The organism is Corynebacterium sp. HMSC070E08 (assembly GCF_001808895.1).
GTDB lineage: Bacteria > Actinomycetota > Actinomycetes > Mycobacteriales > Mycobacteriaceae > Corynebacterium > Corynebacterium hiratae.
The window spans coordinates 86,151-110,727 of the sequence record NZ_KV794745.1; the positions used below are offsets into that span (position 1 = coordinate 86,151).

At 64.3% G+C, this 24,577-nt stretch carries 23 protein-coding genes; 11 read left to right on the top strand and 12 right to left on the bottom strand.

Features of this window, described 5'->3' with window-relative positions; all coding sequences use genetic code 11:
* Positions 1 to 33 precede the first annotated feature (33 nt).
* Positions 34 to 3,171 carry an error-prone DNA polymerase gene (locus tag HMPREF2526_RS03950; protein WP_070545974.1) on the top strand — a complete coding sequence of 1,046 codons (3,138 nt, stop codon included), beginning with the start codon at positions 34 to 36 and terminating at the stop codon, positions 3,169 to 3,171.
* A gap of 5 nt (positions 3,172 to 3,176) precedes the next feature.
* On the opposite strand, the gene HMPREF2526_RS03955 is transcribed toward HMPREF2526_RS03950, so the two are convergent.
* Together HMPREF2526_RS03955 and HMPREF2526_RS03960 are read right to left on the bottom strand one after the other, a co-directional pair.
* Positions 3,177 to 3,647: a hypothetical protein gene (locus HMPREF2526_RS03955; RefSeq protein ID WP_049157075.1), complete on the bottom strand. Its 471-nt coding sequence runs from the start codon at positions 3,645 to 3,647 to the stop codon at positions 3,177 to 3,179.
* A 7-nt stretch (positions 3,648 to 3,654) separates the two neighbouring features.
* A complete protein-coding gene (locus HMPREF2526_RS03960; protein WP_039673876.1) occupies positions 3,655 to 3,915 on the bottom strand; it encodes a helix-turn-helix transcriptional regulator in 261 nt (86 codons plus the stop codon).
* A gap of 58 nt (positions 3,916 to 3,973) precedes the next feature.
* Between HMPREF2526_RS03960 and HMPREF2526_RS03965 the strand changes: the two genes are divergently transcribed.
* Together HMPREF2526_RS03965 and HMPREF2526_RS03970 are read left to right on the top strand one after the other, a co-directional pair.
* Positions 3,974 to 4,423, top strand: a complete 450-nt coding sequence (locus tag HMPREF2526_RS03965) for a PH domain-containing protein (RefSeq protein ID WP_070517470.1) — start codon at positions 3,974 to 3,976, stop codon at positions 4,421 to 4,423.
* Entirely contained in the window at positions 4,420 to 5,904 is a 1,485-nt protein-coding gene (locus HMPREF2526_RS03970) for a PH domain-containing protein (protein WP_246819852.1), read from the top strand. The genes HMPREF2526_RS03965 and HMPREF2526_RS03970 overlap by 4 nt, the downstream gene beginning before the upstream one ends.
* Here HMPREF2526_RS03970 and HMPREF2526_RS03975 read toward each other — a convergent pair.
* From HMPREF2526_RS03975 to HMPREF2526_RS03995, 5 genes are all read right to left on the bottom strand, one after another.
* Positions 5,882 to 6,145, bottom strand: coding sequence for a FeoC-like transcriptional regulator (locus HMPREF2526_RS03975; RefSeq protein ID WP_049157080.1), 264 nt, complete (start codon positions 6,143 to 6,145; stop codon positions 5,882 to 5,884). The two genes, HMPREF2526_RS03970 and HMPREF2526_RS03975, sit on opposite strands and share 23 nt — an antisense overlap.
* Positions 6,145 to 8,079 (bottom strand): ferrous iron transport protein B, encoded by a 1,935-nt coding sequence (gene feoB, locus HMPREF2526_RS03980; protein WP_049157082.1) that lies wholly within the window; start codon positions 8,077 to 8,079, stop codon positions 6,145 to 6,147. The genes HMPREF2526_RS03975 and feoB overlap by 1 nt, the downstream gene beginning before the upstream one ends.
* Positions 8,080 to 8,082: 3 nt before the next feature.
* Complete coding sequence (locus HMPREF2526_RS03985) at positions 8,083 to 8,331, bottom strand: FeoA family protein (RefSeq protein ID WP_070545976.1); 249 nt, start codon at positions 8,329 to 8,331, stop codon at positions 8,083 to 8,085.
* Between the two features lie 137 nt (positions 8,332 to 8,468).
* A complete protein-coding gene (locus tag HMPREF2526_RS03990; RefSeq protein WP_070545979.1) occupies positions 8,469 to 10,373 on the bottom strand; it encodes a pyruvate kinase in 1,905 nt (634 codons plus the stop codon).
* A 14-nt stretch (positions 10,374 to 10,387) separates the two neighbouring features.
* A complete protein-coding gene (locus tag HMPREF2526_RS03995; protein ID WP_049157085.1) occupies positions 10,388 to 10,858 on the bottom strand; it encodes a tRNA (cytidine(34)-2'-O)-methyltransferase in 471 nt (156 codons plus the stop codon).
* A 24-nt stretch (positions 10,859 to 10,882) separates the two neighbouring features.
* Between HMPREF2526_RS03995 and HMPREF2526_RS04000 the strand changes: the two genes are divergently transcribed.
* Entirely contained in the window at positions 10,883 to 11,737 is an 855-nt protein-coding gene (locus HMPREF2526_RS04000) for a bifunctional methylenetetrahydrofolate dehydrogenase/methenyltetrahydrofolate cyclohydrolase (RefSeq protein WP_049157086.1), read from the top strand.
* Positions 11,738 to 11,911: 174 nt separating this feature from the next.
* Positions 11,912 to 12,226: a DUF3017 domain-containing protein gene (locus tag HMPREF2526_RS04005; protein WP_049157087.1), complete on the top strand. Its 315-nt coding sequence runs from the start codon at positions 11,912 to 11,914 to the stop codon at positions 12,224 to 12,226.
* On the opposite strand, the gene HMPREF2526_RS04010 is transcribed toward HMPREF2526_RS04005, so the two are convergent.
* From HMPREF2526_RS04010 to HMPREF2526_RS04025, 4 genes are all read right to left on the bottom strand, one after another.
* A complete protein-coding gene (locus tag HMPREF2526_RS04010) occupies positions 12,223 to 13,422 on the bottom strand; it encodes a homoserine O-acetyltransferase MetX (RefSeq protein ID WP_246819853.1) in 1,200 nt (399 codons plus the stop codon). The genes HMPREF2526_RS04005 and HMPREF2526_RS04010 overlap by 4 nt on opposite strands.
* Positions 13,370 to 14,689 carry an O-acetylhomoserine/O-acetylserine sulfhydrylase gene (locus tag HMPREF2526_RS04015; RefSeq protein ID WP_070545981.1) on the bottom strand — a complete coding sequence of 440 codons (1,320 nt, stop codon included), beginning with the start codon at positions 14,687 to 14,689 and terminating at the stop codon, positions 13,370 to 13,372. The genes HMPREF2526_RS04010 and HMPREF2526_RS04015 overlap by 53 nt, the downstream gene beginning before the upstream one ends.
* A gap of 98 nt (positions 14,690 to 14,787) precedes the next feature.
* Complete coding sequence (locus HMPREF2526_RS04020; protein ID WP_046648498.1) at positions 14,788 to 15,390, bottom strand: MBL fold metallo-hydrolase; 603 nt, start codon at positions 15,388 to 15,390, stop codon at positions 14,788 to 14,790.
* 10 nt (positions 15,391 to 15,400) lie between these two features.
* Positions 15,401 to 16,981 (bottom strand): redoxin domain-containing protein, encoded by a 1,581-nt coding sequence (locus HMPREF2526_RS04025; protein WP_070545983.1) that lies wholly within the window; start codon positions 16,979 to 16,981, stop codon positions 15,401 to 15,403.
* Positions 16,982 to 17,150: 169 nt separating this feature from the next.
* On the opposite strand from HMPREF2526_RS04025, the gene HMPREF2526_RS04030 reads away from it, so the two are divergent.
* From HMPREF2526_RS04030 to HMPREF2526_RS04040, 3 genes are read left to right on the top strand one after another with little or no spacing between them, the layout of a single operon-like run.
* Positions 17,151 to 17,357, top strand: a complete 207-nt coding sequence (locus tag HMPREF2526_RS04030; protein ID WP_049157090.1) for a hypothetical protein — start codon at positions 17,151 to 17,153, stop codon at positions 17,355 to 17,357.
* Between the two features lie 7 nt (positions 17,358 to 17,364).
* On the top strand, positions 17,365 to 17,973 hold the full coding sequence (locus tag HMPREF2526_RS04035) for a sigma-70 family RNA polymerase sigma factor (RefSeq protein ID WP_049157094.1): 609 nt from the start codon (positions 17,365 to 17,367) through the stop codon (positions 17,971 to 17,973).
* Complete coding sequence (locus HMPREF2526_RS04040) at positions 17,970 to 18,602, top strand: anti-sigma factor (protein ID WP_049157096.1); 633 nt, start codon at positions 17,970 to 17,972, stop codon at positions 18,600 to 18,602. The genes HMPREF2526_RS04035 and HMPREF2526_RS04040 overlap by 4 nt, the downstream gene beginning before the upstream one ends.
* A 43-nt stretch (positions 18,603 to 18,645) precedes the next feature.
* Here the strand turns inward: HMPREF2526_RS04040 and HMPREF2526_RS04045 are convergent, their stop codons facing one another.
* Positions 18,646 to 19,947: a MocR-like pyridoxine biosynthesis transcription factor PdxR gene (locus HMPREF2526_RS04045; RefSeq protein WP_070545986.1), complete on the bottom strand. Its 1,302-nt coding sequence runs from the start codon at positions 19,945 to 19,947 to the stop codon at positions 18,646 to 18,648.
* An 81-nt stretch (positions 19,948 to 20,028) separates the two neighbouring features.
* Here HMPREF2526_RS04045 and pdxS point away from each other — a divergent pair, with 81 nt between their 5' ends.
* From pdxS to ppc, 3 genes are all read left to right on the top strand, one after another.
* Positions 20,029 to 20,931: a pyridoxal 5'-phosphate synthase lyase subunit PdxS gene (gene pdxS, locus HMPREF2526_RS04050; RefSeq protein WP_049157099.1), complete on the top strand. Its 903-nt coding sequence runs from the start codon at positions 20,029 to 20,031 to the stop codon at positions 20,929 to 20,931.
* 5 nt (positions 20,932 to 20,936) lie between these two features.
* Positions 20,937 to 21,734, top strand: a complete 798-nt coding sequence (gene pdxT, locus HMPREF2526_RS04055) for a pyridoxal 5'-phosphate synthase glutaminase subunit PdxT (protein WP_070545988.1) — start codon at positions 20,937 to 20,939, stop codon at positions 21,732 to 21,734.
* 75 nt (positions 21,735 to 21,809) lie between these two features.
* Entirely contained in the window at positions 21,810 to 24,521 is a 2,712-nt protein-coding gene (gene ppc, locus HMPREF2526_RS04060) for a phosphoenolpyruvate carboxylase (RefSeq protein WP_070545990.1), read from the top strand.
* Positions 24,522 to 24,577: the final 56 nt, after the last annotated feature.

The window sequence follows — 24,577 nt, forward strand, 5'->3', positions numbered from 1 at the left end:
TGGAACCTGTGTTCGAATATAGTGTGTGGGGCTATGAGATTCAATGGGGGTGAGGCGCTGCCGTGGTCCCGGGTGGAGAGGATTCTCTCTGGTCGCCCGGGGCCCATCCCGGTGTCGGTGGATCACCTGCCGCAGCCCACGGACGCGCCGAAGGTGGGGCATTCCGCCGTGCCTTTCGCCGAGCTGCATGCGGTGAGCTCCTATAGCTTTCTGTGTGGCGCTTCCGAGCCGGAGGGGCTCGTGGCGCGCGCCGTCGAACTGGGCCTGCGGGGGATTGCGCTGGTAGATCGGGATGGATTCTATGGTCTTATGAAGTTTGCGGAGGCCGCCGCCAAAGTTGGCCTGCCTGCGGTCTTCGGGGCGGAGCTCAGTCTCGACCCAGCTCCGCTGACCGTCCTGGCGCGCACCCCGGAGGGCTATCGGCGTCTATCTCGGCTTATCTCCCGCGCTCACATGGAGGCGGGGGAGAAGGGGGTCGTGTCCTATCCTTCTTTGGTGGAGATTGGTGCGCAGTTGCAGGATGAGTGCCTCTTCCTGGTGGGCTGGGAATGGGTAGAGCATTTCGATCTTTTGGTCGAGGGAATAAAAATAGACAGCATGGTTCTGGAGTATGCATGTACCCAGCTCCCGGAGGACGCGGACCACCACCTACTGTTGGATTCCTTGCCGGTTTCGCGCGCCATTGCCACTGCGCGCCCGGCTGCCGCCACGCGTGAACACGCGCGGTTGGCTGGAGCCAAACAAGCCCTGTCCAGACGCCTCGCGCTTGCCGACGCCTCCCCCAGCTCCCACCCCATGGGCTCGTCCTGGCTGCGCTCCGGGGAACAGATGGCGCGCCTGCTGCCTGAGTGCCCCGAGCTCATCGCCGAAACCGTTCGCGTCCTCGAGGACTGCAGCTTCACCTGGGAGGCACTGGCCCCGAACCTGCCTGATTTCGACGTGCCGGAAGGCTATACCGAGATGTCCTGGCTGGAGCACCTCACCTTCGAGCGCGCGGCAGCGCGCTATGCCACGCGGCCTAAGGAGATTCGGGAGCGGGCGTGGGAGCAGATGCGGTATGAGCTGGGTGTGGTCAAGCAGCTGGGCTTTCCCGGCTACTTCCTTATCGTGTGTGATCTCGTGGACTTTTGTAAACGGGAGAACATCCTGTGCCAGGGGCGCGGGTCGGCGGCGAATTCGGCGGTGTGCTTCGCGCTAGGGATTACGAATGCGGAGCCGATTTCCGCGGGACTGCTTTTTGAGCGCTTCCTCTCCCCGGACCGCGATGGCCCGCCGGATATCGACATCGATATTGAATCCGGGCGGCGCGAGGAGGTCATCCAGTACGTCTACGCCAAGCACGGCCGCGAGAAGGCGGCGCAGGTGGCTAACGTGATTACGTACCGCCGCAAAGGCGCGTTGCGGGATGCCGCCCGCGCGCTGGGCTACCCGCAGGGTTCGGCCGATGCCTGGTCGAAGGGGATTGCGTCTGCGCCTTCGGACGTTGAATCCTTGGCCGAGCAGTTCCTAGGCCAGCCGCGCCACCTGAGTATCCACTCCGGCGGCATGGTGCTGTGTGACCGGCCAATTGCGGATGTTGTGCCCGTGGAGTGGGCGCGCATGGAGAATCGTTCGGTGCTGCAATGGGATAAGGATGATTGCGCCGCGGCCGGGCTGGTGAAGTTCGACCTGCTGGGCCTGGGCATGCTCGAAGCGCTGCACCACATGATGGACTTGGTGGAGGAGAGAACCGGCCGGGTGGTCAACCTGTGGGAGCTGGACCTGGCTGACCCGGAAGTCTATGACATGCTCTGCCGCGCGGATGCAGTGGGCGTGTTCCAGGTGGAATCACGCGCGCAGCTGAGCACGCTGCCGAGGCTCAAGCCGCGGGTCTTCTTCGATCTCGTGGTGGAGGTCGCGCTCATCCGGCCGGGCCCCATCCAGGGCGGCTCGGTGCACCCCTACCTGCGCCGCCGCGATGGCAAGGAGCCGGTGACCTATGACCACCCGGTGCTGGAGAAGTCCCTGGGCAAGACACTGGGGATTCCGCTCTTTCAGGAGCAGCTCATGCAGATTGCGGTTGATGCCGCCGGGTTCAGCGGCGCGGAGGCGGATGACCTGCGGCGCGCGATGGGCTCGAAGCGCTCGCCGGCCAAGATGGCAGCGCTCAAGCAGCGCTTTTATGAGGGCTTGGAGGAAACCAACGGGATCGTCGGGGAGGTGGCGGATAAGTTGTGGGCCAAGATTGTGGCCTTCGCTGCTTATGGCTTCCCGGAGTCCCACTCGCAGTCTTTTGCTTCCTTGGTGTACTTTTCGGCGTGGTTTAAGCGCTATTACCCGGCGCAGTTTTGCGTGGGCCTGCTGCGCGCGCAGCCGATGGGTTTCTACTCGCCGCAGTCGCTTATTCAGGATGCCCGCCGCCACGGGGTGGAGGTGCTGCCGGTCAGCGTCAACGAGTCGGGCCGCGAGGCGCGCGTGGTGGTGGGCTCGGACGGTCAGGCGCGTATCCGCTTGGGGCTTAACCTCATCAAGGGGTTGGGTGATAAGGCCGCCGATCGCATTGAAGCGGCCGCGCCGTTTGGCGACGTCCCCGATCTCTCCCGCCGCGCCGACCTCACCGTCGATCACGTGGAGGCCCTCGCCGTGGCGGGGGCCTTGGACGTCTTTGGGGTGGATCGCCGCCAGGCGCTGTGGCAGGCGGGCGTGGCCGCAACAGAACGGGCGGGGATGTTGCCAGGGCTTTCGGCGATTGAAGCGCCGTCTTTGCCGGGGATGAGCGCCTTTGAGCTCATGGCGGCGGATGTGGCGAGCACCGGCGTGACTCACAACCAGCAGCCGATGGAGCAGGTCCGCGGGGAGTTGCAGGCCCGCGGCATCCTATCCGCGGCGGATTTGCCGGCAGTGGAGGATGGCACCCGCGTGCGCATCGCCGGGGTGGTCACGCACCGCCAGCGCCCGCAGACAGCGGGCGGGGTGGTCTTTTTTGGTTTGGAGGATGAGACCGGGTTGATGAACGTGATGGTCACGCCAGGCCTGTGGGCCCGGGATAAAGTCACCGCGCGAACAGCGCCCGCGCTCATCGTGCGCGGCATCGTGCAGAACGCCTCCGGCGCGGTCACCGTTGCCGCGGACCAGCTGGAGCCGCTGGCCTTCGGTGAGGCGCTCTCGCGCGGCTCGCGGGATTTCCGCTAAGCGGCTTATTCCTTAGAGATGAGCTCGTCGCGGTTCATCTTTCCGGCCAGGGAACGTGCCACGGAGAAGGGCACCCACACCATGAGTAGCAGGATGATTTTGAGGTAGAGCTGGGAGACGAATACGCCGTCCATGATGGGCATGGTTCGGGCACCCCAGGCGATAAGGCCAGTCACCGGAAGCAGGATGACGAGTGCTGCGAGGGAGAATTTGAGGCCGTCGTCGCGGGCTTCAAGGTGCTGCTGCATCTGATACTCATCCAGTTCTGTCCTGGGCAGGTCTGCGGCACCAATCGTTGTGCGGAGGCGAGCGGTCATCAACGCGCACAGCAAAGTTCCAAGGGCGGCCACCATGAGTGAGGTAAAGGCGCTCCAGAACTGCAGGGGGATGGATGCAATGATGAGGGCGGTGGACAGGTCGGTCAGGGTGATGTAGCGCTTGCGGGTCTTAACGGAATCGGGAATAGAGGCGGACATGTGTGGTTTAGTCCTTTCGGTAGATTTCGGAGGACATGGGGGTGAATTCGGTCCGGGAGAACACGGCTTCCACGGGTAGATTGAAAACTTCGCAGATGTTGAAGGCGAGGTCCAAGCTGGGGGAGTGGTCGCCGCGCTCGAGAGCGCCGATGGTTTGGGGGTTGACCCCGATGGCGTCGGCAAGCTGTGCGCGCGTCATGTCCCGTTCAACGCGGAGCACGCGGACCCGGTTAAATAGTGGGCGGGTTGGCTTTTTCTTTGGGGACATGCACCACAGTGTTGTATAAACCCAACGACTTGTCAAGGGTTCGTGTTAAAGTGGCGGCATGAATACCGTATCCCCGTCACTCACTAAAGCCCGCTACATTTCGCGCTTGAGCTGGGACGTCATCCTCGCCGCCCTGGCGGCCGCGGCGGCGTATTTCTGGTGGGATTGGCTCTATTGGGTCGCCGGAGCGCTCGTTGCGTGGGCGCTCTATCAGCTCTGGCTCATCCCCGCGCAGGTCAAAAACCTAGGCTGGCAGGAAACCGCCGACGAATTGCTCGTCACCCGCGGCAAAATCTGGCACACTTTCACCGTCGTGCCCTATGGCCGCATCCAATTCGTCGACGTTACGGCCGGCCCCATCGAGCGCGCGATGGGGCTGAAGAAGGTGAAGTTGCACACGGCGTCGCCCAGCAGCGACGCCACCATCCCCGGCCTGCCTGCCGCGGACGCCGATGCCCTGCGCGAGCGCCTCGCCGTCAAGGCTCGCGAGAGGATGAGTGGGCTGTGAAGGACCGCGCGCTTATCGACGCCGACGGCTACATTCGCGTCCACCGCCTCACCCCGCTGCTGCGCTTTTGGTCGCTGATTTTAGCGCTGGTGGCCATTTTTGCGGTGAACATCAACGCCGCCATGATTTCGGACGTGGTGTCTTACCTGCAGAGCGGCAACCTCGGCGAGGTCGGCCGCGGTACCCTGCTGGGTATCGGCGCCTTCGTGCTGGTGTGCGCAGTGATTTGGCTGGTCTCCGGAATCTGGTGGCGCAAGCTGGGCTACAAGCTCACCGAGGATGAAATCGCGCTGCGCCACGGCGTCATCTCCACGTCCTTCCGCTCCGCGCGCTATGAGCGCATCCAGGCGGTGGACGTCGTGGAATCCATCATCGCGCGCTTGTTGGGTTTGGCCACGGTTCGGGTGGAGACCGCCGGCGGTACCTCGTCGGTGATCAAGATTGAGTACCTGCCCAAAGCGAAAGCAGAAGAGCTGCGCGCGGAGTTGCTGCGGCGCACGAATAAGAACCCTGCCAGTGAGCCGGCGCCGGAAGCGGAGGAAGCCGCCGCGCTGATCCCGGAGATTCCCATACTGCGCACGATTGCCGCTGAGGCGCTGCGCCTGCCCACGCTCCTCGCGGCCCTCGTTATTGGGGGCTTGCTCTTCATCCCGGGTATGTGGACCGCGCTGCTGCCCATCATCGTGGGCTTTGTTGGAAGCGTCTGGGGCTTGGTGGACTCTTCCTGGAAATTCACCGCGCTTCACGACGCCCCCACCAACGCCCTCAACGTCTCTTACGGTCTTGCCGACCGCCGCCGCCAAACCATCCGCATTAGCCGCATCCACGGCGTGCGGGTAAGCCAGCCCTTCTTATGGCGGCGCTTCGGCTGGTACGAGGTGCACGTCTCTGTAGCTGGTTATGGCGCGAAGGGCAGCGGTAAGCAGTCCGGTTCCACTCGCATCCTGCCGGTGGGTACCCGCGAGCAGGCGCTGGAGCTTTTAGAGCTCATCTCCGATCTGGATCGTGCGCAGATTGAGGATTTCGCGCGCCCCGAAGGGCACACCCAGCCCACTTATACCTCCCCGCGCCGGGCGACGTGGATCAGCCCCCTCGACCGCAAGCAGCAGTCGGTGACGCTCGTGGATTCCCCGCTTCCCGTGACCATCGTGCACCGCGGCCGCATTAACCGCCGCGTCATGGTGATTGGAACCCCGCACATCCAGGAGCTCACGCTGAAAGTGGGGCCGTTGGGGCACCTTGCGGGCGTGCGGACCGTGCGCTTCGACCTCGTGGCTGGCCCCGTGAAGATGGCTGGTCAAGACCTCACGCCTGCCGACGCCTCCGAGCTCCTCACCCGCCTGCGCTCCCGCCGCCTGCCTGCCATGGAGTCAGCGCTAAGTCCCATGGACTCATCCGTCAACATCTCACAGGTTGAGCCGCGGCAGAACCCACGTGAAGACTCCCGTGACAGCGCGGTTAGGGGCAGCGACGAAGCTTAAGCAGAACCGGCCCACGCGTGCTGCTGGGGCCGGCACACGCCGAGGCCGCCGAACAGGACCCGCATCCGCCCGCGGGGCAGGAGCCGAGTGGCTCCATATCGAGTACCCCGCTGGCGGTGAGGTGATCCAGGATGAGGTCCACCGTGCCGGGCTCCAGCCCGGTCTGTGCCGCGATGGCCGCCCGCGAGCGCACGCCGGATTCGATGGCTTCCTGCACGGCCTGGATGGGGGAGGCGGGCATTAGATAAACACCTTCAGAATCTGGAAGGCCGCTACAGCCAGCACCCACGCTGTGGCCAGCTGGACGCCGAAGCCGAAGAGCGTCCAGCGCCAGCCAATCTCTCGCCGCTGCGCGGCAATCGTGGCCACGCAGGGCGTGTAGGCCAGCAGGAAGAGCATGTAGGCCCACACCGCGGCGAGGGGATGACCGTCAGAAGCCTGCTCGAAGTCCGCGCGCACGTGATCGCTGAGCGCGCTATGGGATTGTTCCTCCGCGGAGGCGTCGGTGACATCCTCGACCGCGTAGGTCTGCGCCCACGTCGAAATCAGCGCCTCCTTGGCCACGAAACCAGTGACTAGCGGACCCGCCAAGGACCACGAGTCGAAGCCGGCCGGGGCAAAGGCTGGAGCGATGGCGTGCGCGACCGCCCCGTAGGCCGAATCCTCCGGCGCCGGCGGTTCTCCCCAGGAGGAGTCCTGGACCGCCGCACCCACCGGGATGGCCATGAGCAGCCACACCACGACCACGGTGCTCACGATGATGCCACCGGCCGTCTGCAAGAAGCCCTTCAAGCGCGTCCACATCACGCTCAGTGCTAGGCGCACGGTGGGCAGCTGGTACGTCGGCAAATCAATAACCAGTGCCTCTTCCGGAACCGCGCGCCACAGAGTCTTGCGCAGCACCAAACCCACGAGCACGAGCAGCGCGATGGAAATGACGTACATGATGAACACCACGCTGCCGGCATGATCTGGGAAAAACGTGGCCGAAAGCATGACGAAGACCACCAAGCGCGCCGAGCACGAGGTAAACGGAATGAGCAGCGCGGTCATGATGCGATGCCGCGGGCTGCCCAGCACGCGCGTGGCCGAGATCGCCGGCACGTTGCAGCCAAAGCCCACGACAATGGGGATGAAAGCCTTGCCCGGCAGACCGATGGCCCGCATGAGACGGTCCGTGACCACCGCGGCACGCGCCATGTAGCCGGAATCCTCCAACACCGCCAAGCACAAGAACATCAGCGCCATGAGCGGGGCGAAGGTGAGGACCATGCCGACGCCGCCGATGAGGCCGTCGACAAGCAGGCCCGTGATGAGAGGGTGGCCTAAGCCGATGGCTTCTAGCCCCGCCCGCGCCCAGTCACTCAAGGGGCCCGAGACCAGTGCCTCCAGGCCATCCTGGAGGGGAGCGGCCACGGTGGTGGTGATCTGGAAGACCACCCACATCACGGCCAGAAACAGCAGCGGTCCCACCACCGGGTGGAGGGCCACCGCATCGAGGCGGTGGGAGAGGGGCGTGGCGTGCTCGACCTCGCTCACCGAGGCCTTCGCCGCCGCATCCAACTCCGCGAAGCGGGCCTCCAAACCTGCGTCCTCGCGCAGCTGCACGGGCTCAGCCGCCAGAGAATCAACAACAACCTCTCGCAGCTTCTCGACGCCCTCCCGCTTACGCCCATCAACCACCACCACCGGGATGGAGGTGGATTCAGCGAGCGCAACGGGATCCACTGTTTGGCCCTGGTTGAGGGCCACGTCGGTCTTCGTCAGCGCGATGATGAGGCGGTAGGGCTGCTCCGCTAACTGGAGCGCGACGTTGAGGCCGCGCGCCACGGCGCTGGCATCGACGACCACGACGACGGCGTCGGGGCGCTCATCATCTGGGCAATCGATGAGCATGGCGCGGGTCAGCGCCTCATCGGGGCTGAGCGGGTCGAGTGAGTAGGTGCCGGGAAAATCGATGAGATCGGCGGTTGCGTCACCGATCTTCCACGCACCGCGGCTGACCTCAACCGTGGTTCCCGGCCAGTTGCCGGTCTGCGCCTTCGCGCCGGTCAGGGCGTTAAAGAGAGTGGACTTGCCAGAGTTGGGGGAGCCAACGAGCGCGATGATGGGCGCGCCAGCAGGGGCTACCGCGCCGCCCGGATCGCCGTGACAGCTGGGTTTCGTGGTGGACATGGCTTAGACCTCGATGGCTTGTAGCGTCGCTTTATCGATGGCATAGCGGCAGCTGCCCACCGAGACAACACGCGCGCCACCGGCCACGCGCGGGCCCATCGTTAGCGTGGCGCCGGGGCGGATACCCAGCTCGCCGAGGCGCACCGCCAGTGCGGCGTCGCAGGTGCAGGAGATGCACTCGTCTCTCAGGGTGATGGTGCACCCCGTGGGGATAGCGTCGGCGGTTTGCCGTGAGCACTCAGATAACTTCACGGTGAGCCCTCTTCCTTAAATAAGTACTACCGAATAAGCATTACCTTTATAGGTTACCTTAGTAAACATAGGTCCGTCTAGGTTTTGAGGGCTATCTCTTAGGTGATCCTCACCACGCGGCGCAGGTACGCCGCGTACTAAGCAAGTGGATTGGTCCAGCTGCTCACCTGGCGCAGCCTCTGGCGATTCTTCAGCCGCGATTGGCCTAGCTTGCGGGACATGCGGTCCAGAATCTGGATGGCCTCCGTGATGTGCGGGCCTTTGTTGAGCATCACGCACTCCGCGCGCAGCGCATAGCCAGCGTCCGTGATTTCCGCGCGGGAGGGAAGCCCGGTCTTGGCTAGGGTCTCCAGAACCTGCGTGGCCATGATGACCGGGATGTGGGCCGCCTCCGCGACCTTCATGATGCGCCCCGGCACTTGGACCATCTGGTCGAAACCCAGCTCTACGGCTAGGTCACCGCGCGCGATCATGATGCCGAACTTGGCGTGCCGCATCCCCTCCAGCAACACACTTCCCAGCTGCTCATAAGCCGGAACCGTCTCAATCTTGAGCACGATGCCTAGGTCACGCACGCGCTGCGCCATCTCCTCCGATTCCTGCTCGGCGGCAATCGCCTCAAGCGTGTCATAGAGGAAGGCCACATCAGCCGGCGTGCGGATGAAGGAGACCGCCGCGATATCGCAGTGCGTGGCCACAAAACGAAGTGCTTCGATGTCTTCCTCGGTGAGGCTGGGCAGCGGGACGTCAGTATCCGGCACATTGATTCCCTTATATGCCGCCAGGTTGGTGCCGGTAGGCCCGGCATGTTCCACGGTGATGACGGCCTCGTGCGCCGCACCATTCTCCCGCACCTCGCGGACGCGGCCGGCGATGGCGCCATCATCGAAAATCACCCGGTGCCCCACTTTGAGCGCGCCAACCACCTCCGGCAGCGTGCACCCAATCGTGGTCACCTCGCCCTCGACGATGCGCGCCGGCTCCTGCGAAGTGCTCAGCACCAACTCCTCGCCGCGGTGCAGGCGAATCTTCTGCTCCAGTGCCGGAACCCCATGCACCTGCGTGGTGTCCCCGCCGTGGCTCAACACCGTTTCCTCGGCGAGGTAGCAGTTGCGATCACCGTGCAGCACCGCCACGCCTGCTTCCGCGCTCTCCACGGTGAACACACGCGAGCGCCCGCGCGCTTCCGTGAAGCGCACTTCGCTGCCGGGGTGCAGGCGGGCCAACCACTCGTCATCCACCTCCAGCGCTACCGCCGGGCGGGCCGCGCTTGGCGACGCCTCCCCCGCCACCCCGTGGGCGCGGGTAGAGGAGGGGGCGTCGTGAAGCACGAGCGTTGCTGGGCTCAGCAGCTCGCCCGCAGCGCTGCGCTCGCCGCGCACGCGAATGACCTGCGGACCCGGCTCGATGCTGCCGGTGCGGACCTTGGGGCCAGCAATATCGCAGGAAATCAGAATCTCGCGCCCCACCTCTTCAGCGGCGCGGTGGACGTGTTCCACCATCTTTGTCCACGCCGCCTGGTCATCGTGCGCACAGTTGATGCGGGCTAACTCCATGCCCGCGCGGGCGAAACCGAGGACCAGTTCATAATCCTCCGCGGCCTCAGCAGGAAGAGTCACCATGATGCGCGCGTGCGTGTCCTCCTGGGTAGGGCCGAGGAGGGCTTCGGTGTTGGCGTCGAGGATATCGTCCGCGTCAGCATAAGCCGTGGCGATGGGCTGCACAGGATAGGTTGGCGCGTGGCCATCGAAGGCGTCGAGCACGTTGCGCGCGGCGTGGAGGCGCTCAAGCACTGCGGGCTCCGGGTGGCTGAGGCTCGTGGCGCCCAACGCCGTGAGGCCTTCCTGGAGTTCGACGGCGTCTTGGGAGCGCAATTCCATGTAGCGCACGAGGTTGACCGCGCCGGGGCGGTGGATGGGATCCACGCGCGCGATCTGCGTGGCGTGGGCGGCAGACGAAGCTTCGACGCGGGTGATGAGGGAATCAAGCAGTGGGCGCAGGCTAGGCAAGGTGTCTCCTTCGGTGTGAAAGTTCACCCACATTGTGCCGCGACTTGTTAGACCGCGCCACGGAAGCCGAGCTGCCGCCAGGCCTCATACACGGCTGTCGACGCCGCGTTAGATAAATTCATCGAGCGTCGCGCCGGCATCATGGGGATGCGTACGCGCTCCGTTACCCGCGGGTGAAAGGCGTGTTCCTCCGGCAGGCCCGTGGGTTCGGTGCCGAAAAGCAGGACATCGCCCTCCTGGTATTCCACGTCGGTGAACCACTTGTCCGTGTGGGTGGTGAAAGCGAAAACGCGCGCGCCGGGCAAGCTGTCCATGCAGGCGTCGAAATCCTTGTGGATCGTGAGGTCCGCTAAGTCGTGGTAGTCCAAGCCCGCGCGCTTGAGGTGTTTGTCCTCGAAGTTGAAGCCGAGCGGCTCGATGAGGTGCAGGCTCGCGCCCGTGACGGCGGCGGTGCGGATGGCGTTGCCGGTGTTGGTAGGGATCACGGGGTTGTCGAAGACGATGTGCAAGCTGCTCATAGGCATCAGTCTAGGATGGTGTGCATGAGCGCTACCAAACTAGATGGCAACTTGTACCGCGACGAGATTTTTGAGGACCTGGCCCAGCGCGTGGCCGCCCTCAAAGAGAAGGGGATTACCCCGGGCCTGGCTACGGTCTTGGTGGGCGATGATCCGGGTTCGCATTCCTACGTGAAGATGAAGCACCGCGATTGCGAGAAGCTCGGTATCAACTCGATTCGCAAGGACCTGCCGGGAGATATCTCCCAGGAGGAGCTGGAGCGCGTCATCGAGGAACTCAACAATGATGACGCCTGCACTGGCTACATCGTGCAGCTGCCGCTGCCGAAGCACCTGGATGAAAACCGCGTGCTCGAGCTCATCGATCCGGCCAAGGACGCTGATGGCCTGCACCCGATCAACCTGGGCAAGCTGGTGCTCAACGAGGAAGCCCCGCTGCCCTGCACTCCGAATGGCTGCATCCACCTGCTGCGCCGCTTTGGGGTAGAGCTCGATGGCGCCAAGGTCGTGGTTATTGGCCGCGGCGTGACCGTGGGCCGCCCGATTGGTCTGATGCTCACCCGCCGCAGCGAAAACTCCACGGTGACGCTGTGCCACACTGGCACCAAGGACCTCGCTGCGGAGACCCGTGAGGCCGATGTCATTATCGCGGCAGCCGGCAAGGCACACATGCTCACCGCCGATATGGTTAAGGAAGGTGCTGCGGTTCTCGACGTCGGCGTGTCCCGCGTTGACGGCAAACTCGCCGGCGACGTGGCTGAGGACGTCTGGGAGAAGGCCGGCTACGTTTCCCCGAACCCGGGCGGCGTGGGCCCGCTGACGCGCGCGTTCCTGGTGAGCAACATTGTCGAGCGCGCCGAAAAGCTTGCCGCTCACTAACGGCGCAACACGAACGCCCAAGTAATGAGCATGTCCCCACAATCAGAAGGAAGCCCGCAGCACCGAGCACAACGAATGCCCCGGCGCCCAGCTCAGGGCCCTGTTCAAGGCCAGCCTCGAAGCCAGAATGGAAGCCAGACTGAAAGCCAAGCCCGCGGGAAAACCACGCCACCGGTGTCCCTGTCGAACCCGCACGATGCGCACCTGAAGCCCTCGGCGCTGCCGCCGGCTCTCCAGTGGCTGGCCATCGGCCTGTTCGTCGTGGCGGTTGTGGTGTCGGGTTTCTATGCCGTGTTCGAGCACTGGCGCCGCGCCACGCTGCTGCTGGGCGGGGCGCTGGTGTGGCTCACGGTGGTCCGCTTGACCTGCGACTCCTCGCGGGTCGGCGTGCTCGCGGTGCGCTCCCGGCGCTTCGATGCCTGCTTTACAGGCATCTTGGGCGCGGCGATGGTGTTCATGGCCTTCTCCATCGACGCGCTGGGCTCTTAGATGTAATATTCATCGCCCACGTACGCAGGGCCCACATCGAGGCCATTCGGCGCGGAGAGCAGCAGGAAGTTGCGCAGGATGCGGTTCATCTGCCGGGTCTCCGTCAGGAAGGCGTCGTGGCCCACGGGGGAGACAATCTTGGCCATCGCCAGCAGGTGGTTGACGTTGCGGGAGATGTGCTCCTGCTGGTGATAGGGGTAGAGGATATCCGTGTCCACGCCCACGACCATCGTCGGCACCTGGGATGCCGCCAACGCTTTGATGAGCCCGCCGCGCCCGCGGCCGACGTCATGCCGGTTCAACGCCTCCGTGAGCACCACGTAGGAACCCGCATCGAAGCGCTCGGTGAGTTTCGCCCCCTGGTAATCCAGGTAGGAGTTCACCGCGAAACGCTGATTGAGCTGGCGGTGCGGCCCCAAGGGATTCTCGCCTTGCTGTGCGGTAGCGCCGAAGCGCTCGTCGATCTCCTGCTCGCCGCGATACGTCAAATGCGCGATGCGGCGCGCCGCTGCCAGACCATCCCGCGGAGTCTTGTCCGTGAGGTAGTAATTTCCGCCATGCCAAAACGGGTCGCGCTCGATGGCGGAAATCTGCGCGGATTGGATGCCAATCTGCCAGCCCGAAGCCCGAGCAGACACCGCAATTACGCACACCGCGGACACGCTTTCCGGGTGCAGCAAGCTCCACTCCAGCGTGCGCGCTCCTCCCATCGAGCCGCCGATGACCGCGTGCACGCGCGAAATGCCCAGGTGCGTCAGGCAGTCGTGCTCGGCCTCGACCAAGTCCCGAATGGACAGTGCCGGGAACCGTCCGCCCCACGGCTTTCCATCCGGGTGTAGACTGCTCGGCCCGGTGGAGCCATTGCAGCCACCCAGCGCATTGGTGGCGATAACGCACCAGCGCGTGGTGTCCAAGGCCTTGCCAGGCCCCACCAGGTCGGACCACCAGTCCGCCACGTTGGAATCACCGGTCAGCGCGTGCTCAACCACAATGACGTTGTTGACGCCGTCCGGGTCGCCGGCGAAAGCGCCCCAGCGTTGGTAGGCCAGGGAGGCGTCGGCAAGCACGGCGCCGGCTTCGGTGGTGAAGTCGCCGATGGGGACGTGGGCGAGCTCGCCTTCGGGCGCGAGTTCCGGAATCGGGCTAGCCAATGGCCTCGAACCCACGCTCGAGGTCGGCGATGATGTCGTTGACATCCTCGATGCCCACCGACAGGCGCACCGTGGCCTGGGTAATACCCGCGGCCTGGAGCGCAGCTTCGTCGGACTGGGAGTGCGTGGTGGTCGCCGGATGCACGACCAGCGAGCGGGTATCGCCGATGTTGGCCAGGTTGGAGTGCAGCTTTAGGGCATCGATGAACGCCCACGCCTCCTCACGGCCGCCGTTGATGTCGAAGGACAGCACGGAGCCGGTGTAGGCGTACCCCAGCTTCTCCTTGACCTCCTTGTACGGCGAGGATTCCAGGCCGGCGTAGTTGACCTTCGTGACCTTGGCGTGGGACTCCAGGTACTCAGCCACGGTCTGGGCGTTGGCATTGTGCTTATCGACGCGCAACTGCAACGTCTCAATACCATTCAACGTCAGCCACGCATTGAAGGGCGAAATGGCAGCGCCCGTATCGCGGAGCAAGCCCGCGCGCGCCTTGACGGCGAAGGCGGGAGCACCCAGGTCGGCGTACTTGAGGCCGTGGTAAGCCTCATCCGGGGTGACGAAGTAAGGGAAGACCGGCTCGCCGTCGCGCTCGACGGTCCAATCGAAGGAGCCGCCGTCGATAATCGCGCCGCCGATGGCGGAACCGTTGCCGGTGTAGAACTTCGTGGTGGAGACCACGACGACGTCCGCGCCGAGCTCCAGCGGACGGGCCAGCGCGCCGGTGGCGATGGTGTTATCCACGATGAGCGGGACCTGGTTCTTGTGAGCTACCTCGGCGATGGCAGGGATGTCGAGAACATCGGCGACTGGGTTGCCGAAGGTCTCGCCGTAAAAAGCCTTCGTGTTTGGCTGGACGGCGTCCTGCCAGGAGGCCGGGTCATCCGGGTTCTCGACGAGGGTGACGTCAATGCCGAGGCGCTTCAAGGTCACGGTAAAGAGCGTGGAGGTGCCGCCGTAGAGGCGCGGGGAGGTCACGATATGGTCGCCGGCGGAGGCCAGGTTCAGGATGGCCGCGGTTTCGGCGGCCTGGCCGGAGGCGAAAGCTACGGCGGCGACGCCGCCCTCGAGGGAAGCGAGGCGCTCCTCGAGTGCGTCCTGGGTGGGGTTGGTCAGGCGGGTATAAATCGGGCCGGCATCCGAGAGGTTGAAGCGGTTGGCGGCGTGCTCGGCGTCGTTGAAGACATACGAGGTGGTTTGGTAAATCGGAACGTTGCGTGCGTTGGTGGAGCCGTCCAGGTTCTGTCCGGCGTGGAGGGCGCGGGTCGCGAACGACCACTCGTTGACTTCGGAATTATCGTATTTGGTGCTCATGCCACAAAGGCTAGACCAAGCGGTTCAGTGCCGTTAGTGGCTTTGTGGAAACCGCAGGCAAGACCGAGAATAAAAATAGACCGAGCGGTTGGTTCGGCTTAAACGTCGATGCTTTCACCAACCCGCAGGCGCCGATAGCCGCTCACGCCGGCGCGTTGGAGCATGCCGTCGGTGTTTTGCTTGCCGGCGTCGGAAAGCACGGCGTCATGGATGGGCACCGTCAGCCGCGCGCCGATGCGCATGGCGTAATCCGCGGCGTCCGCCCCGCGCACCCACGGCCCGGCGATGGGGAGTAGGAGGACATTTACCGTGCGTCCCTTCGGGACGCACCATTGGTCCCCGGGGTGCAGCACACCATTAAAGAAATAGCCCAGGTTCTCGGGGCGCGGAATGCTGGGGTGGATTTCCTCGTGAAGCCCGCCCACCGCGTGAATCTCAAGGCCCAGAACCGTGAACGTCTCTCCAGCATGCACGATGGTGCCGGAGCCGAGGGCGTCGATGGCTTCCTGCGTTCCCCACACTGGCAGGCCGCTTGCACGCACGGCATCGACGTCGAGGTGATCGCCGTGCGCGTGCGTGAGCAGCACCGCCTCAGCGCCTTCCAGGCAGCTGAGGTCTGAAAGGGGGCCGGGGTCGATGACGATGCGCCCCTGGGGAGCCTCGACAGCCACGGCGGATTGCCCATGCAGAGAAACCTTCATGATCCCCACGCTAGCCAAAAGTAAAGGAATACAGCGAGAGCCCTTCGCTTACCTCCAGCTCGATGGTGTCGGTGTGATTCTCGGGTTCCCTGACGAGATCCACCGTGCCGTCCTCGGTGATGTCGAAGGTGCGGACCGAACCATTCGCGCGGTGCACGCGAACCGTTCCTTGCCCTGATGCCACGAGCTGTACCCAGGCGGCGCGATAATTCAGTCGCAGCCGCGCGTTAGGTCCGGCGGTGATGGGCTGGTCGGCCAAAGTCCACGTCCCGCCCAGCGAATACTGACCTAACGGCGGCTCGCTCGTGGTGAACTGGTGCGTGCCGTCGTGGTAATCGGGGTTGGTGAAATACTGTGCGCGTGCGGTGCCGAGGTAGGTCTCCGGCGAGCGCGGAGCGCTGTGAGCATCGGCGGCTTCAATGGGCTCAGGCAGTTCTATGCTGGGGTCGCGCTCGAGGAGAAGCTCACGAATGAGGCGCTCGGTCTCGGCGTAGTCGCCCTCGCCGTGGTGGGATTGGCGCAACATGCCGTGCTTGTCGACGAGATAGTGCGCCGGCCAGTACCGATTCCCAAAGTTCTTCCACGTGGCGAAGTCATTATCCTGTGCCACTGGATACTCGATTCCCTGCTCGCGGGCCGCACGGCGCACGTTGTCGGCCTCGTGCTCGAAAGCGTATTCCGGCGCGTGGATTCCGATGATGTCGAAGCCGTAGTCCTTGTAATGCGCATAGAGCTTGGTCAGGTGCGTGTTGTTGCGCTGGCAGTTGATGCAGGCATAGGCCCAAAAATCGATGAGCGTGACCTTGCCGGAGGTCCGCGGATCGACGGGCGCATCCGTGTTGAACCAGCCGGTCAGCCCCGCGAACGCGGGCACGGGGGTTCCTTCGGCTGTGAGGGTGGCCTGTTCAACGGGCGTGGCGTCGGTGTTGATACTGGGGAGCTTCTGCTGCAGCCACGCGGGCGCGCCGAGTGAGATGGCGCCGGCCATGGCGATCACCACAATTCCCGCGGTGACGCGTACCTCGCGTTGGTGGGAGCGGAAAGCATCGACGCGTTTGCCCACCTCGTTGCCGCCTAAGGCGAAAGCCAGCAGCGGGATCGCCACGCCGAGGGCGAAGGAGAGACAGAGGAGGAGGATGTGGGCGTCGACAGTCCCGGTGGCGCCCGCCACGGAGATTGCGGCCAGTGCTGGGCCCGCGCAGGGAACGAAGACAGCCCCCATGGCTAGGCCAACGACGAAGCCGCCCTTGTCGCGGGCTGTGGCTTGCAAGCCGCCAGCTTTCGGGAGCTTCTGGAAAGGCCACTCGAGGGCTTCCTGAACGCGAGGGAACACCATTCCCAGGCCCACGAGAACGAGCAGCGCGATTCCCACTTTCCACAGGACGTCGGCCGGGAGGCCCAAGGCATTGAGCAGCGTTGTGGCAAACAGCGTGACGAGGCTGAAACTTGTGACGAGTCCGCCGACGACCTGCCATGGCCGCCACCGTGAGCCGCCGCTGACTGCGAGGACCAGCGGCAAGACCGGCAAGATGCAGGGCGAGATGCCGGTGATAAGGCCACCGGTAAACCCGATGAATAGCGTAGATAACATCCTGTGCTCCTTCGCTTGTGATGCGGTGTGCGTATGCAACTAGTTCGGAACACGAGTGAAAAGCGGATTGCTTTTAAATCCGTCCAATCCGCATCGCAGGGTGGCTCCGAATGGTCAGATACAGGGTCCGGAAAGGCCGGACCCGAAGACCTGAAGAAGGAGTACCGAAATGAAGAAGCTTGTTACCGCCGCCGCTGCACTTGCCGTAGCCGCCAGTGGGCTGGTTGCCTGCAACGACAAGAAGGAAGAAGTGGACATGAAGCCCAGCTCTGAGATGATGGCCCCGAGTTCTGATGCGATGGAGTCGGATTCCATGATGACTGAGGAAATGAAGAGCGATGAGATGATGGCGCCGAGTGAAGAAATGACTAAGTAAAAGTGCCATGTCCGCCCCGCTGCTGGAGGTAAGCTCTACACCCGTGTCTGCGATGTCACCTGATGAACATGCGCGGCTGAACGACCTGCTCGTTCAGACCGCTGCGGCAGACAAGCATGCCTTCAGTGCGCTATACGACGCCCTCGCGCCCACCGTGTACAGCGTGTGCCTGAGCGTTCTGCGCAATCCCGCCTTAGCCGAAGAGGTTGCCCAAGATGTCTTCGTTGAGGTGTGGACTTCCGCTGCGAAATTTGACCCGCAGCGGGGAAACGCGCGGTCGTGGGTGGGCAGGTTGGCGCATGGGAGGGCCGTCGATAAGCTGCGTAGCCACGTTGCTGCAGTGCAACGCGATAACCGCGACGCGCTGCTGACCCAGGCTACCTACACCGAGCCTCTTGAAGATGAGGCCCTAGGACATGTCGAAGCGCAGCGCCTGCGCTGGGCCATCGACGAGATTGGGGAGCCGCATTCCACCGCGGTAGCCCTCGCTTTTTTCAATGGCTTGACGCATGCTGAGCTGGCAGAATCAACGGGAGTACCGCTGGGTACGGCGAAGACGCGCGTGCGCGACGGCGTTAAGAAGCTAAAAGCGATTCTCGGAAAGGAGGGAAGATGAGCAATACGCATGAGTTTTCTGATGAGACTTTCGACGACTTCCTCGATTCCCTCCCAGACGTGCATCCGCCAGCGCGAATGAAAGATGCTGTCTTTGCGGAAATTGACGGTGGCGAAGCTGCTGAGGTCATCGAGCTTCCACGCCGCCGCTGGCGGGCCTTCGTAGCGGTGCCGGCTGCCGCCGCAGTGCTCGTCGCAGGCGTGGTAGCCGCGCCGCAGCTCTTGCAGTTGGGTCAGCAAGATGCACCGGATAGCGCGCAAGTAGAGGCTGAATCGCCGGGCGAGAAATCCATGCACGACATCATGGGCGCAGAGGACCTTATGCAGGGCAATGCGGATGCCTCGGGAGCGCAACTGGATATCGTTTCCTCCGCCTCGATGGCGAAATCCGGCGCGATGGTCGATGGCCAGCCGCAACTGGCCGACGGCATGGGCGCCCAGGTGTGGGCAGTCAGTGCAGATGGTGAGATGGCCTCAGCCGGGGTTATCGGTCAGGCCCCACACGATGGGGTGTGGATGCCCTTCGACGGTGCCGCGGTCAAAGTCATGGTTACCGAGGAACCCGCGGGTGGCAGCGAGCAACCCACCGGTCGTACCCTCGCCACCGTGACCTTGGCCAGCGCTAGCTAGCCCGGTATGCGATAGGGCAGCTACGCGCCAGGCTAGCTACGTGTCAGCTAGTTAAGGCCTGCTTGACCAGATCCAGCGCGGCGGCGAGTTCGACATCGCTCAAATGCCCAAAGCCCAAGACCACGCCTTCCTCGGCGGCCACGCCGCCCCAGTAGTCGCTGAGCGGGGTGAGCGTTAGCCCTAGGGAAGCCGCGCGGTCGACCACGGCGTTATCGCACAGCAACACCGCATGGAGCCCGCCGTGGATGGGCAGAAGGGTAGCGGGGGCGTCTTCCAGTGCGGCTTGGACGAGGTCGCGGCGGCGCTTGTAGGCGCGGCGCATCCGTCCGGTATGCCGCCGCAGCGCACCGCTGGCCAGATAGTTCGCCAACGCCGCCTGGGGGATTGCGCCGACAGGCTGGCCGAAGACCTCCCGCACCCGATCCACCGCCGAGCGCAAGCTCGGCGGCACGACCAGATAGCCGCAGGCAATCGATGGCGAAATCACCGAAGAAAACGTGCCCAGCAACACCGTGTGTTCCGGGGCGAGCGCGGTCAGCGCGGGCAAAGGCTGGCCGACGTAGCGCAGCTCGGAATCGAAGTCATCCTCGATGATGAGCACGTCGTTGCTGCGTGCCCACTCGACGAGTTCCGCGCGCCGGGCGGCCGGCAGGGAACCGCCATAAGGGTGCTGGTGGGATGGCGTGACGATGAGAACGTCGAGATCAACGGTGGGGACGGTGACGCCGTGGGCGTCGGTGGGGACGTCGACAAGCGTGTGGCCCAAAGCTTGGGGAACGCGGCGCAGGCTGGGGTAGCCGGGGGACTCCACGCCCACGCGCAAGTGGCCGCCCAGCGCGCGCAGCAGCACCGAGAGGCCGTCGCGGGCGCCGGCGGTGATGACGACGTAGGCCGGGTCGACGGTGAGCCCGCGCATGTGGCGCAGGTGCGCGGCCACCTCGCGGGGAAGATCGCCGGAAGGATTCACCGCGGCCTTGCGCCACGCCGCCCTCCATTCGGGGGTGATGATTCCTTCGGTATCGGGCAAGCCGGGGGTCAACTCCACGCGCGGTGGGGCAGAGCTGGGCCGCGGCGCGGGGTGAGGCTGTGGGGTGCGCCCATGGGGCAGGTGCGGGTTGATGACTGTGCCCGAGCCAACCGACGCGGTGAGGTAGCCCTCGGCGGTGAGCTGCTCGTAGGCGGTAACCACGCTGCCTCGGGAAATGCCCAGATCGCGCGCCAGTGAACGCGTCGACGGCACCTGCTCGCCGGGCAGCAAAATGCCCGCCGCGACTTGGGTGCGGAGGGCTTCGGCAATCTGCACCGGCAACGCGCGCGTATCAGATGGATCGAGGCGGAAAGACACGACCCCATCATAAGTGGTCTAATTCGACACTCGGAAAATGGCTCTTGTCTTGGACCAATTTTCTGGGCCACTATGTGAGCCATGACTGAACAGAAGATTGAACAGGGACGCGCCACGACGCGCGTCAAGCGTGGACTGGCTGACATGCTCAAGGGCGGCGTCATCATGGATGTAGTCACCCCGGAGCAGGCCCGAATTGCTGAGGACGCAGGTGCGTCCGCCGTCATGGCGCTGGAGCGCGTGCCGGCCGATATTCGCGCTCAGGGTGGCGTGGCCCGCATGTCTGACCCGGACCTCATTGAGGGCATCGTCAACGCTGTGGACATTCCGGTGATGGCGAAGGCCCGCATCGGCCACTTCGTGGAGGCGCAGATTCTCGGCGAGCTGGGCGTAGATTTCATCGACGAGTCCGAGGTGCTCAGCCCGGCCGACTACGTCAACCACATCAACAAGTGGGACTTTGACGTGCCTTTCGTCTGTGGCGCCACCAACCTGGGCGAGGCCCTGCGCCGCATCACCGAGGGTGCGGCCATGATTCGCTCCAAGGGTGAGGCCGGCACTGGCGACGTCTCCGAGGCCGTCAAGCACCTGCGCACTATCAAGGGTGAAATCGCGCGCCTCCAGAACCTGGATCGCGATGAGCTCTACGTCGCAGCCAAGGAGTTGCAGGCGCCGTATGACCTGGTTGCTGAGGTTGCGGAGACCGGCAAGCTGCCGGTCGTGCTGTTCGTCGCTGGTGGTGTGGCCACGCCTGCCGACGCTGCCCTCGTCCGCCAGATGGGCGCCGAAGGCGTCTTCGTTGGCTCCGGAATCTTCAAGTCCGGCGAGCCTGCGAAGCGCGCGGAGGCCATCGTTAAGGCGGCCACCCTCTACGACCAGCCGGCCGAGCTGGCCAAGATCAGCCGCGGCCTGGGCGAGGCCATGGTGGGCATCAACGTCAACGATATCCCCGCCCCGCACCGCTTGGCAGAGCGCGGTTGGTAAACGCGGTGCGACCACACGTTGGTGTCCTCGCGTTGCAGGGCGGCGTGGAGGAACACCTCGCCGTGTTGGAAAGCCTCGGCGCTGAAACGCGCCGGGTGCGCCTGCCGCAGGATCTCGACGGGCTGGACGGAATCATTCTGCCCGGCGGAGAGTCGAGCACCATCGATAAGCTGGCGTGCTCTTTTGGCGTCGCCGAGCCGCTGCGCCGTGCTGTCGAGGGAGGGCTGCCGGTCCTGGCCACCTGCGCGGGGCTCATCTACAGCGCTCGCGAGCTGGAAAACCCCGCGCCGGGCCAGCAGACACTGGGGCTTATCGACGTCACCGTGCGCCGCAACGCCTTCGGCAACCAACGCTTCTCCCAGGAGCGCATCGTTCCCGTCGCGATGCAAGGTCAGCGGCCCGATGCAGAGACCTCAGAGGTTGGGGCGCGGCGCCGGGACGCCGAGGCTCATGGCATAGGACCCCGAAGCATCACGCTCGATATTGAGGCGAGCTTCATCCGCGCGCCCATCGTTACCCGCGTGGGCGACGGTGTCGAGGTCATCGCCACCCTGCCTGCCCCTGCGCTTGGTTCTGTGGCTGGTGGAGCGACAAGGGCTGGTGGCGCGATAAGTAGCAGCGGGGCCATCAGTGCGGGAGTGGGCGGCAAAGGTGGTATGACACACGCAGATTGCGCCAGACATGATGGGGCCGAAGTGATCGTCGGTGTGCAGCAGGGACGCGTCACAGCGCTGAGCTTCCATCCGGAAGAAAACGGTGACTCGCGCCTCCACGCCGCGTGGCTCGCTTCTTTTGCTAAATAACTATCGCCCGATAGTGCTCTGGGCTACATTGAGATGTGCTAGCTGAACACATCACTCCCAGAAAGGCTCCTCGCCGTGAGCACACCTGCCCCAGAACAAGTCCGCGAAGACATCCGTTTCCTCGGCCGGGTGCTCGGCCGGGTCATCGCGCAGCAGGAAGGCGAGGACGTTTTTGAGCTCGTCGAATCCACCCGCCGCATGGCCTTCGACATCGCCCACGGCGATGCCAAGCCGGAAGACCTCGTCGCTATCTTCCGCGACCTCGACATCACCAAAGTCAACCTCGTGGCGCGAGCGTTCAGCTATTTCGCGCTCATCGCGAATCTAGCGGAGGACTTAGATGACGAGTCCGTCGAGGCGCCGGTTTCCCTGCGCAAGACATTCGCCAAGCTCAAAGAAGAAGGCGTCGCGCCCGCCGACGCCGCCTCCGTCATCCGAGGCGCTCACGTCGCCCCCGTTCTCACCGCGCACCCCACCGAAACCCGCCGCCGTACCGTCTTCGACACCCAGACCCGCATCAAGACTCTCCTCAAGGAAGCTCACCGCGGCGGCGACATGGCGGCAATCGAGAAGGAAATGTACCTGCGCATGACGCTGCTGTGGCAGACCGCGCTGATTCGTATCGCCCGCCCCACCCTCGAAGACGAGATCGACGTCGGCCTGCGCTACTACAAGCTTTCGCTGCTCGACCAGGTTCCCGCCCTCAACCGCGCCATTCGCCACGCCATGCGTGAGACCTTTGGCCAGCAGCTTCCCGATTCCCCCGTCGTCCGCCCCGGCTCCTGGATTGGCGGCGACCATGACGGCAACCCCTTTGTTAACGAGCACACCCTGACCTACGCCACCCGCAAGGCCGCAGCGACGGTGCTGCAGTACTACGCCGACGAGCTCGGCGAGTTGGAGCGCGAGCTCTCCCTGTCGGATCGATATTCCTCCAGTTCCAAGGAACTGGGCGCGCTTGCCGACGCCGCCCACAACGACGAAAAATCCCGCGTCGACGAGCCCTACCGCCGGGCCATCTTCGGCATCCGGAAGAAGGTGCTGGCGAGGTTGGAGGGGGAGGCGTCGCCAAGCGCGTATGCGTCTCCGGAGGAACTCAAGCGGGACCTGGACGTGATCGACCGTTCGCTGCGCCAGTTCAACGATGACATCATCGCCGATGACCGCCTTGCCCGATTGCGCTCGGCGGTGACGACGTTCGGGTTCCACCTTTCGACGCTGGATATGCGCCAGAACTCCGAGTCCTTTGAGAACGTTCTCACCGAGATTTTCGCCGCGGCCACCATCACCCCGGACTACAGCGCGCTGGGGGAGGAGGAGAAGGTCACCCTGCTCGTGCGCGAGCTGCAGACCAACCGTCCGCTGCTCTTCCCCGGCTCCGAGCGGGAGTTCAGCGAGGATACCTCGAAGGAGCTGGGGATTTTCCGTGCGGCGGCGCGCGCCGTGCAGGACTTTGGGCCGAAGTCGGTGTCGCACTGCATTATCTCCATGACCGGCACCGTCTCCGATATCTTGGAGCCGATGGTGCTGCTCAAGGAGGTGGGACTGAGCGAGGTCGATGTGGTGCCGCTGTTTGAGACCATCGAGGACTTGAAGGCCGGCGCCGGCATTCTGGAGAAGCTGTGGCAGGTGCCCGTGTACCGCGAGCATCTGCGCTCGCGCGGGGATATCCAAGAAGTCATGTTGGGGTACTCGGATTCCAACAAGGATGGCGGCTACCTGCAGGCAAACTGGGCGCTGTACGACGCCGAACTGGCTCTCGTTGAGCTCTGCGCGCGCCACGGCGTGGAGTTGCGACTGGCGCATGGTCGCGGCGGTGCGGTAGGCCGCGGCGGTGGCCCGACCTATGATGCGATTTTGGCGCAGCCGAAGGGCGCGGTATCAGGTTCGGTGCGTATCACCGAGCAGGGAGAGGTGATTTCTGCGAAGTATGGTGCGCCGGAGACTGCGCGCCGCCACTTGGAGGCGTTTGTTTCCGGAGCGCTGGAGGCATCGTTGTTGGATACCGAGCCCATTACGGATCCGGAGCGCGCCTACGACATCATGCGCGAGCTGGCGGCGTTGAGTGGCGTGGCCTACCGCCAGCTTGTCGACGACCCCGGGTTCATCGCCTACTTCACCCAGTCCACCCCGCTGCACGAGATTGGTGATCTCAACCTGGGTTCGCGCCCGACCTCGCGTAAGCAGACCACCGCGATTACGGATTTGCGAGCGATTCCCTGGGTGCTGTCGTGGTCGCAGTCCCGCACCAACATCCCGGGCTGGTTCGGCGTGGGCAGTGCGGTGACGGCGTGGGTGAAGCAAGCCTCCGGAGGATCGACAGCTGTCAACGGCGCAGTAAACACCGACGGAATAAACACTGCCCCAGCAGACGAAGAGAAGCGCTGGGAAGAGCTGCGCGAGCTGTACCGCACGTGGCCCTTCTTCCGTTCTGTGTTCGCGAACATGGCGCAGGTCATGGCTAAGGCGGAGATGCAGCTGGCGCGCCTGTATGCCAACTTGGTCGACGACAAAGAAATCGCGGACCGTATCTTCGGCCTGATTTCCGAGGAGTTTGAGCGCACCCGCGAGGTCTACCTTAAGGTCACCGGCAACGCGGAGTTGGTTAGTGAGAACCAACGCCAGGCGCGGTCGCTCAAGCGTCGCTACCCGTACCTGCTTCCGCTTAACGCCATCCAGTTAGAGTTGCTGCGTCGCTACCGTAAGGGCGACGACCAATTCCTGGTGTCCAAGACCATCCAGGTCACGATGAACGGGTTAGCCACCGCGCTGCGCAACGCCGGCTAATCCGCCCGCCCGTCAACCCCCACGTCCGTTCAACCCGCACGGCCCACATTCCTGCG

Excerpts from the sequence above, each read along its gene's own strand:
- HMPREF2526_RS04015 (WP_070545981.1), bottom strand. The coding sequence starts at position 14,689 with ATGAGCACCAAATACGATAATTCCGAAGTCAACGAGTGGTCGTTCGCG.
- HMPREF2526_RS03990 (WP_070545979.1), bottom strand. The coding sequence starts at position 10,373 with ATGTGGGTGAACTTTCACACCGAAGGAGACACCTTGCCTAGCCTGCGC.
- HMPREF2526_RS03995 (WP_049157085.1), bottom strand. The coding sequence starts at position 10,858 with ATGAGCAGCTTGCACATCGTCTTCGACAACCCCGTGATCCCTACCAAC.
- HMPREF2526_RS04010 (WP_246819853.1), bottom strand. The coding sequence starts at position 13,422 with ATGTCAACGACATCATCGCCGACCTCGAGCGTGGGTTCGAGGCCATTG.
- HMPREF2526_RS04025 (WP_070545983.1), bottom strand. The coding sequence starts at position 16,981 with ATGTTATCTACGCTATTCATCGGGTTTACCGGTGGCCTTATCACCGGC.
- HMPREF2526_RS03950 (WP_070545974.1), top strand. The coding sequence starts at position 34 with ATGAGATTCAATGGGGGTGAGGCGCTGCCGTGGTCCCGGGTGGAGAGG.
- HMPREF2526_RS03960 (WP_039673876.1), bottom strand. The coding sequence starts at position 3,915 with ATGTCCCCAAAGAAAAAGCCAACCCGCCCACTATTTAACCGGGTCCGC.
- HMPREF2526_RS03965 (WP_070517470.1), top strand. The coding sequence starts at position 3,974 with ATGAATACCGTATCCCCGTCACTCACTAAAGCCCGCTACATTTCGCGC.
- HMPREF2526_RS03955 (WP_049157075.1), bottom strand. The coding sequence starts at position 3,647 with ATGTCCGCCTCTATTCCCGATTCCGTTAAGACCCGCAAGCGCTACATC.
- HMPREF2526_RS03975 (WP_049157080.1), bottom strand. The coding sequence starts at position 6,145 with ATGCCCGCCTCCCCCATCCAGGCCGTGCAGGAAGCCATCGAATCCGGC.
- feoB (WP_049157082.1), bottom strand. The coding sequence starts at position 8,079 with ATGTCCACCACGAAACCCAGCTGTCACGGCGATCCGGGCGGCGCGGTA.
- HMPREF2526_RS04035 (WP_049157094.1), top strand. The coding sequence starts at position 17,365 with ATGTCCGCCCCGCTGCTGGAGGTAAGCTCTACACCCGTGTCTGCGATG.
- pdxS (WP_049157099.1), top strand. The coding sequence starts at position 20,029 with ATGACTGAACAGAAGATTGAACAGGGACGCGCCACGACGCGCGTCAAG.
- HMPREF2526_RS04020 (WP_046648498.1), bottom strand. The coding sequence starts at position 15,390 with ATGAAGGTTTCTCTGCATGGGCAATCCGCCGTGGCTGTCGAGGCTCCC.
- HMPREF2526_RS04030 (WP_049157090.1), top strand. The coding sequence starts at position 17,151 with ATGAAGAAGCTTGTTACCGCCGCCGCTGCACTTGCCGTAGCCGCCAGT.
- HMPREF2526_RS04040 (WP_049157096.1), top strand. The coding sequence starts at position 17,970 with ATGAGCAATACGCATGAGTTTTCTGATGAGACTTTCGACGACTTCCTC.
- HMPREF2526_RS04000 (WP_049157086.1), top strand. The coding sequence starts at position 10,883 with ATGAGCGCTACCAAACTAGATGGCAACTTGTACCGCGACGAGATTTTT.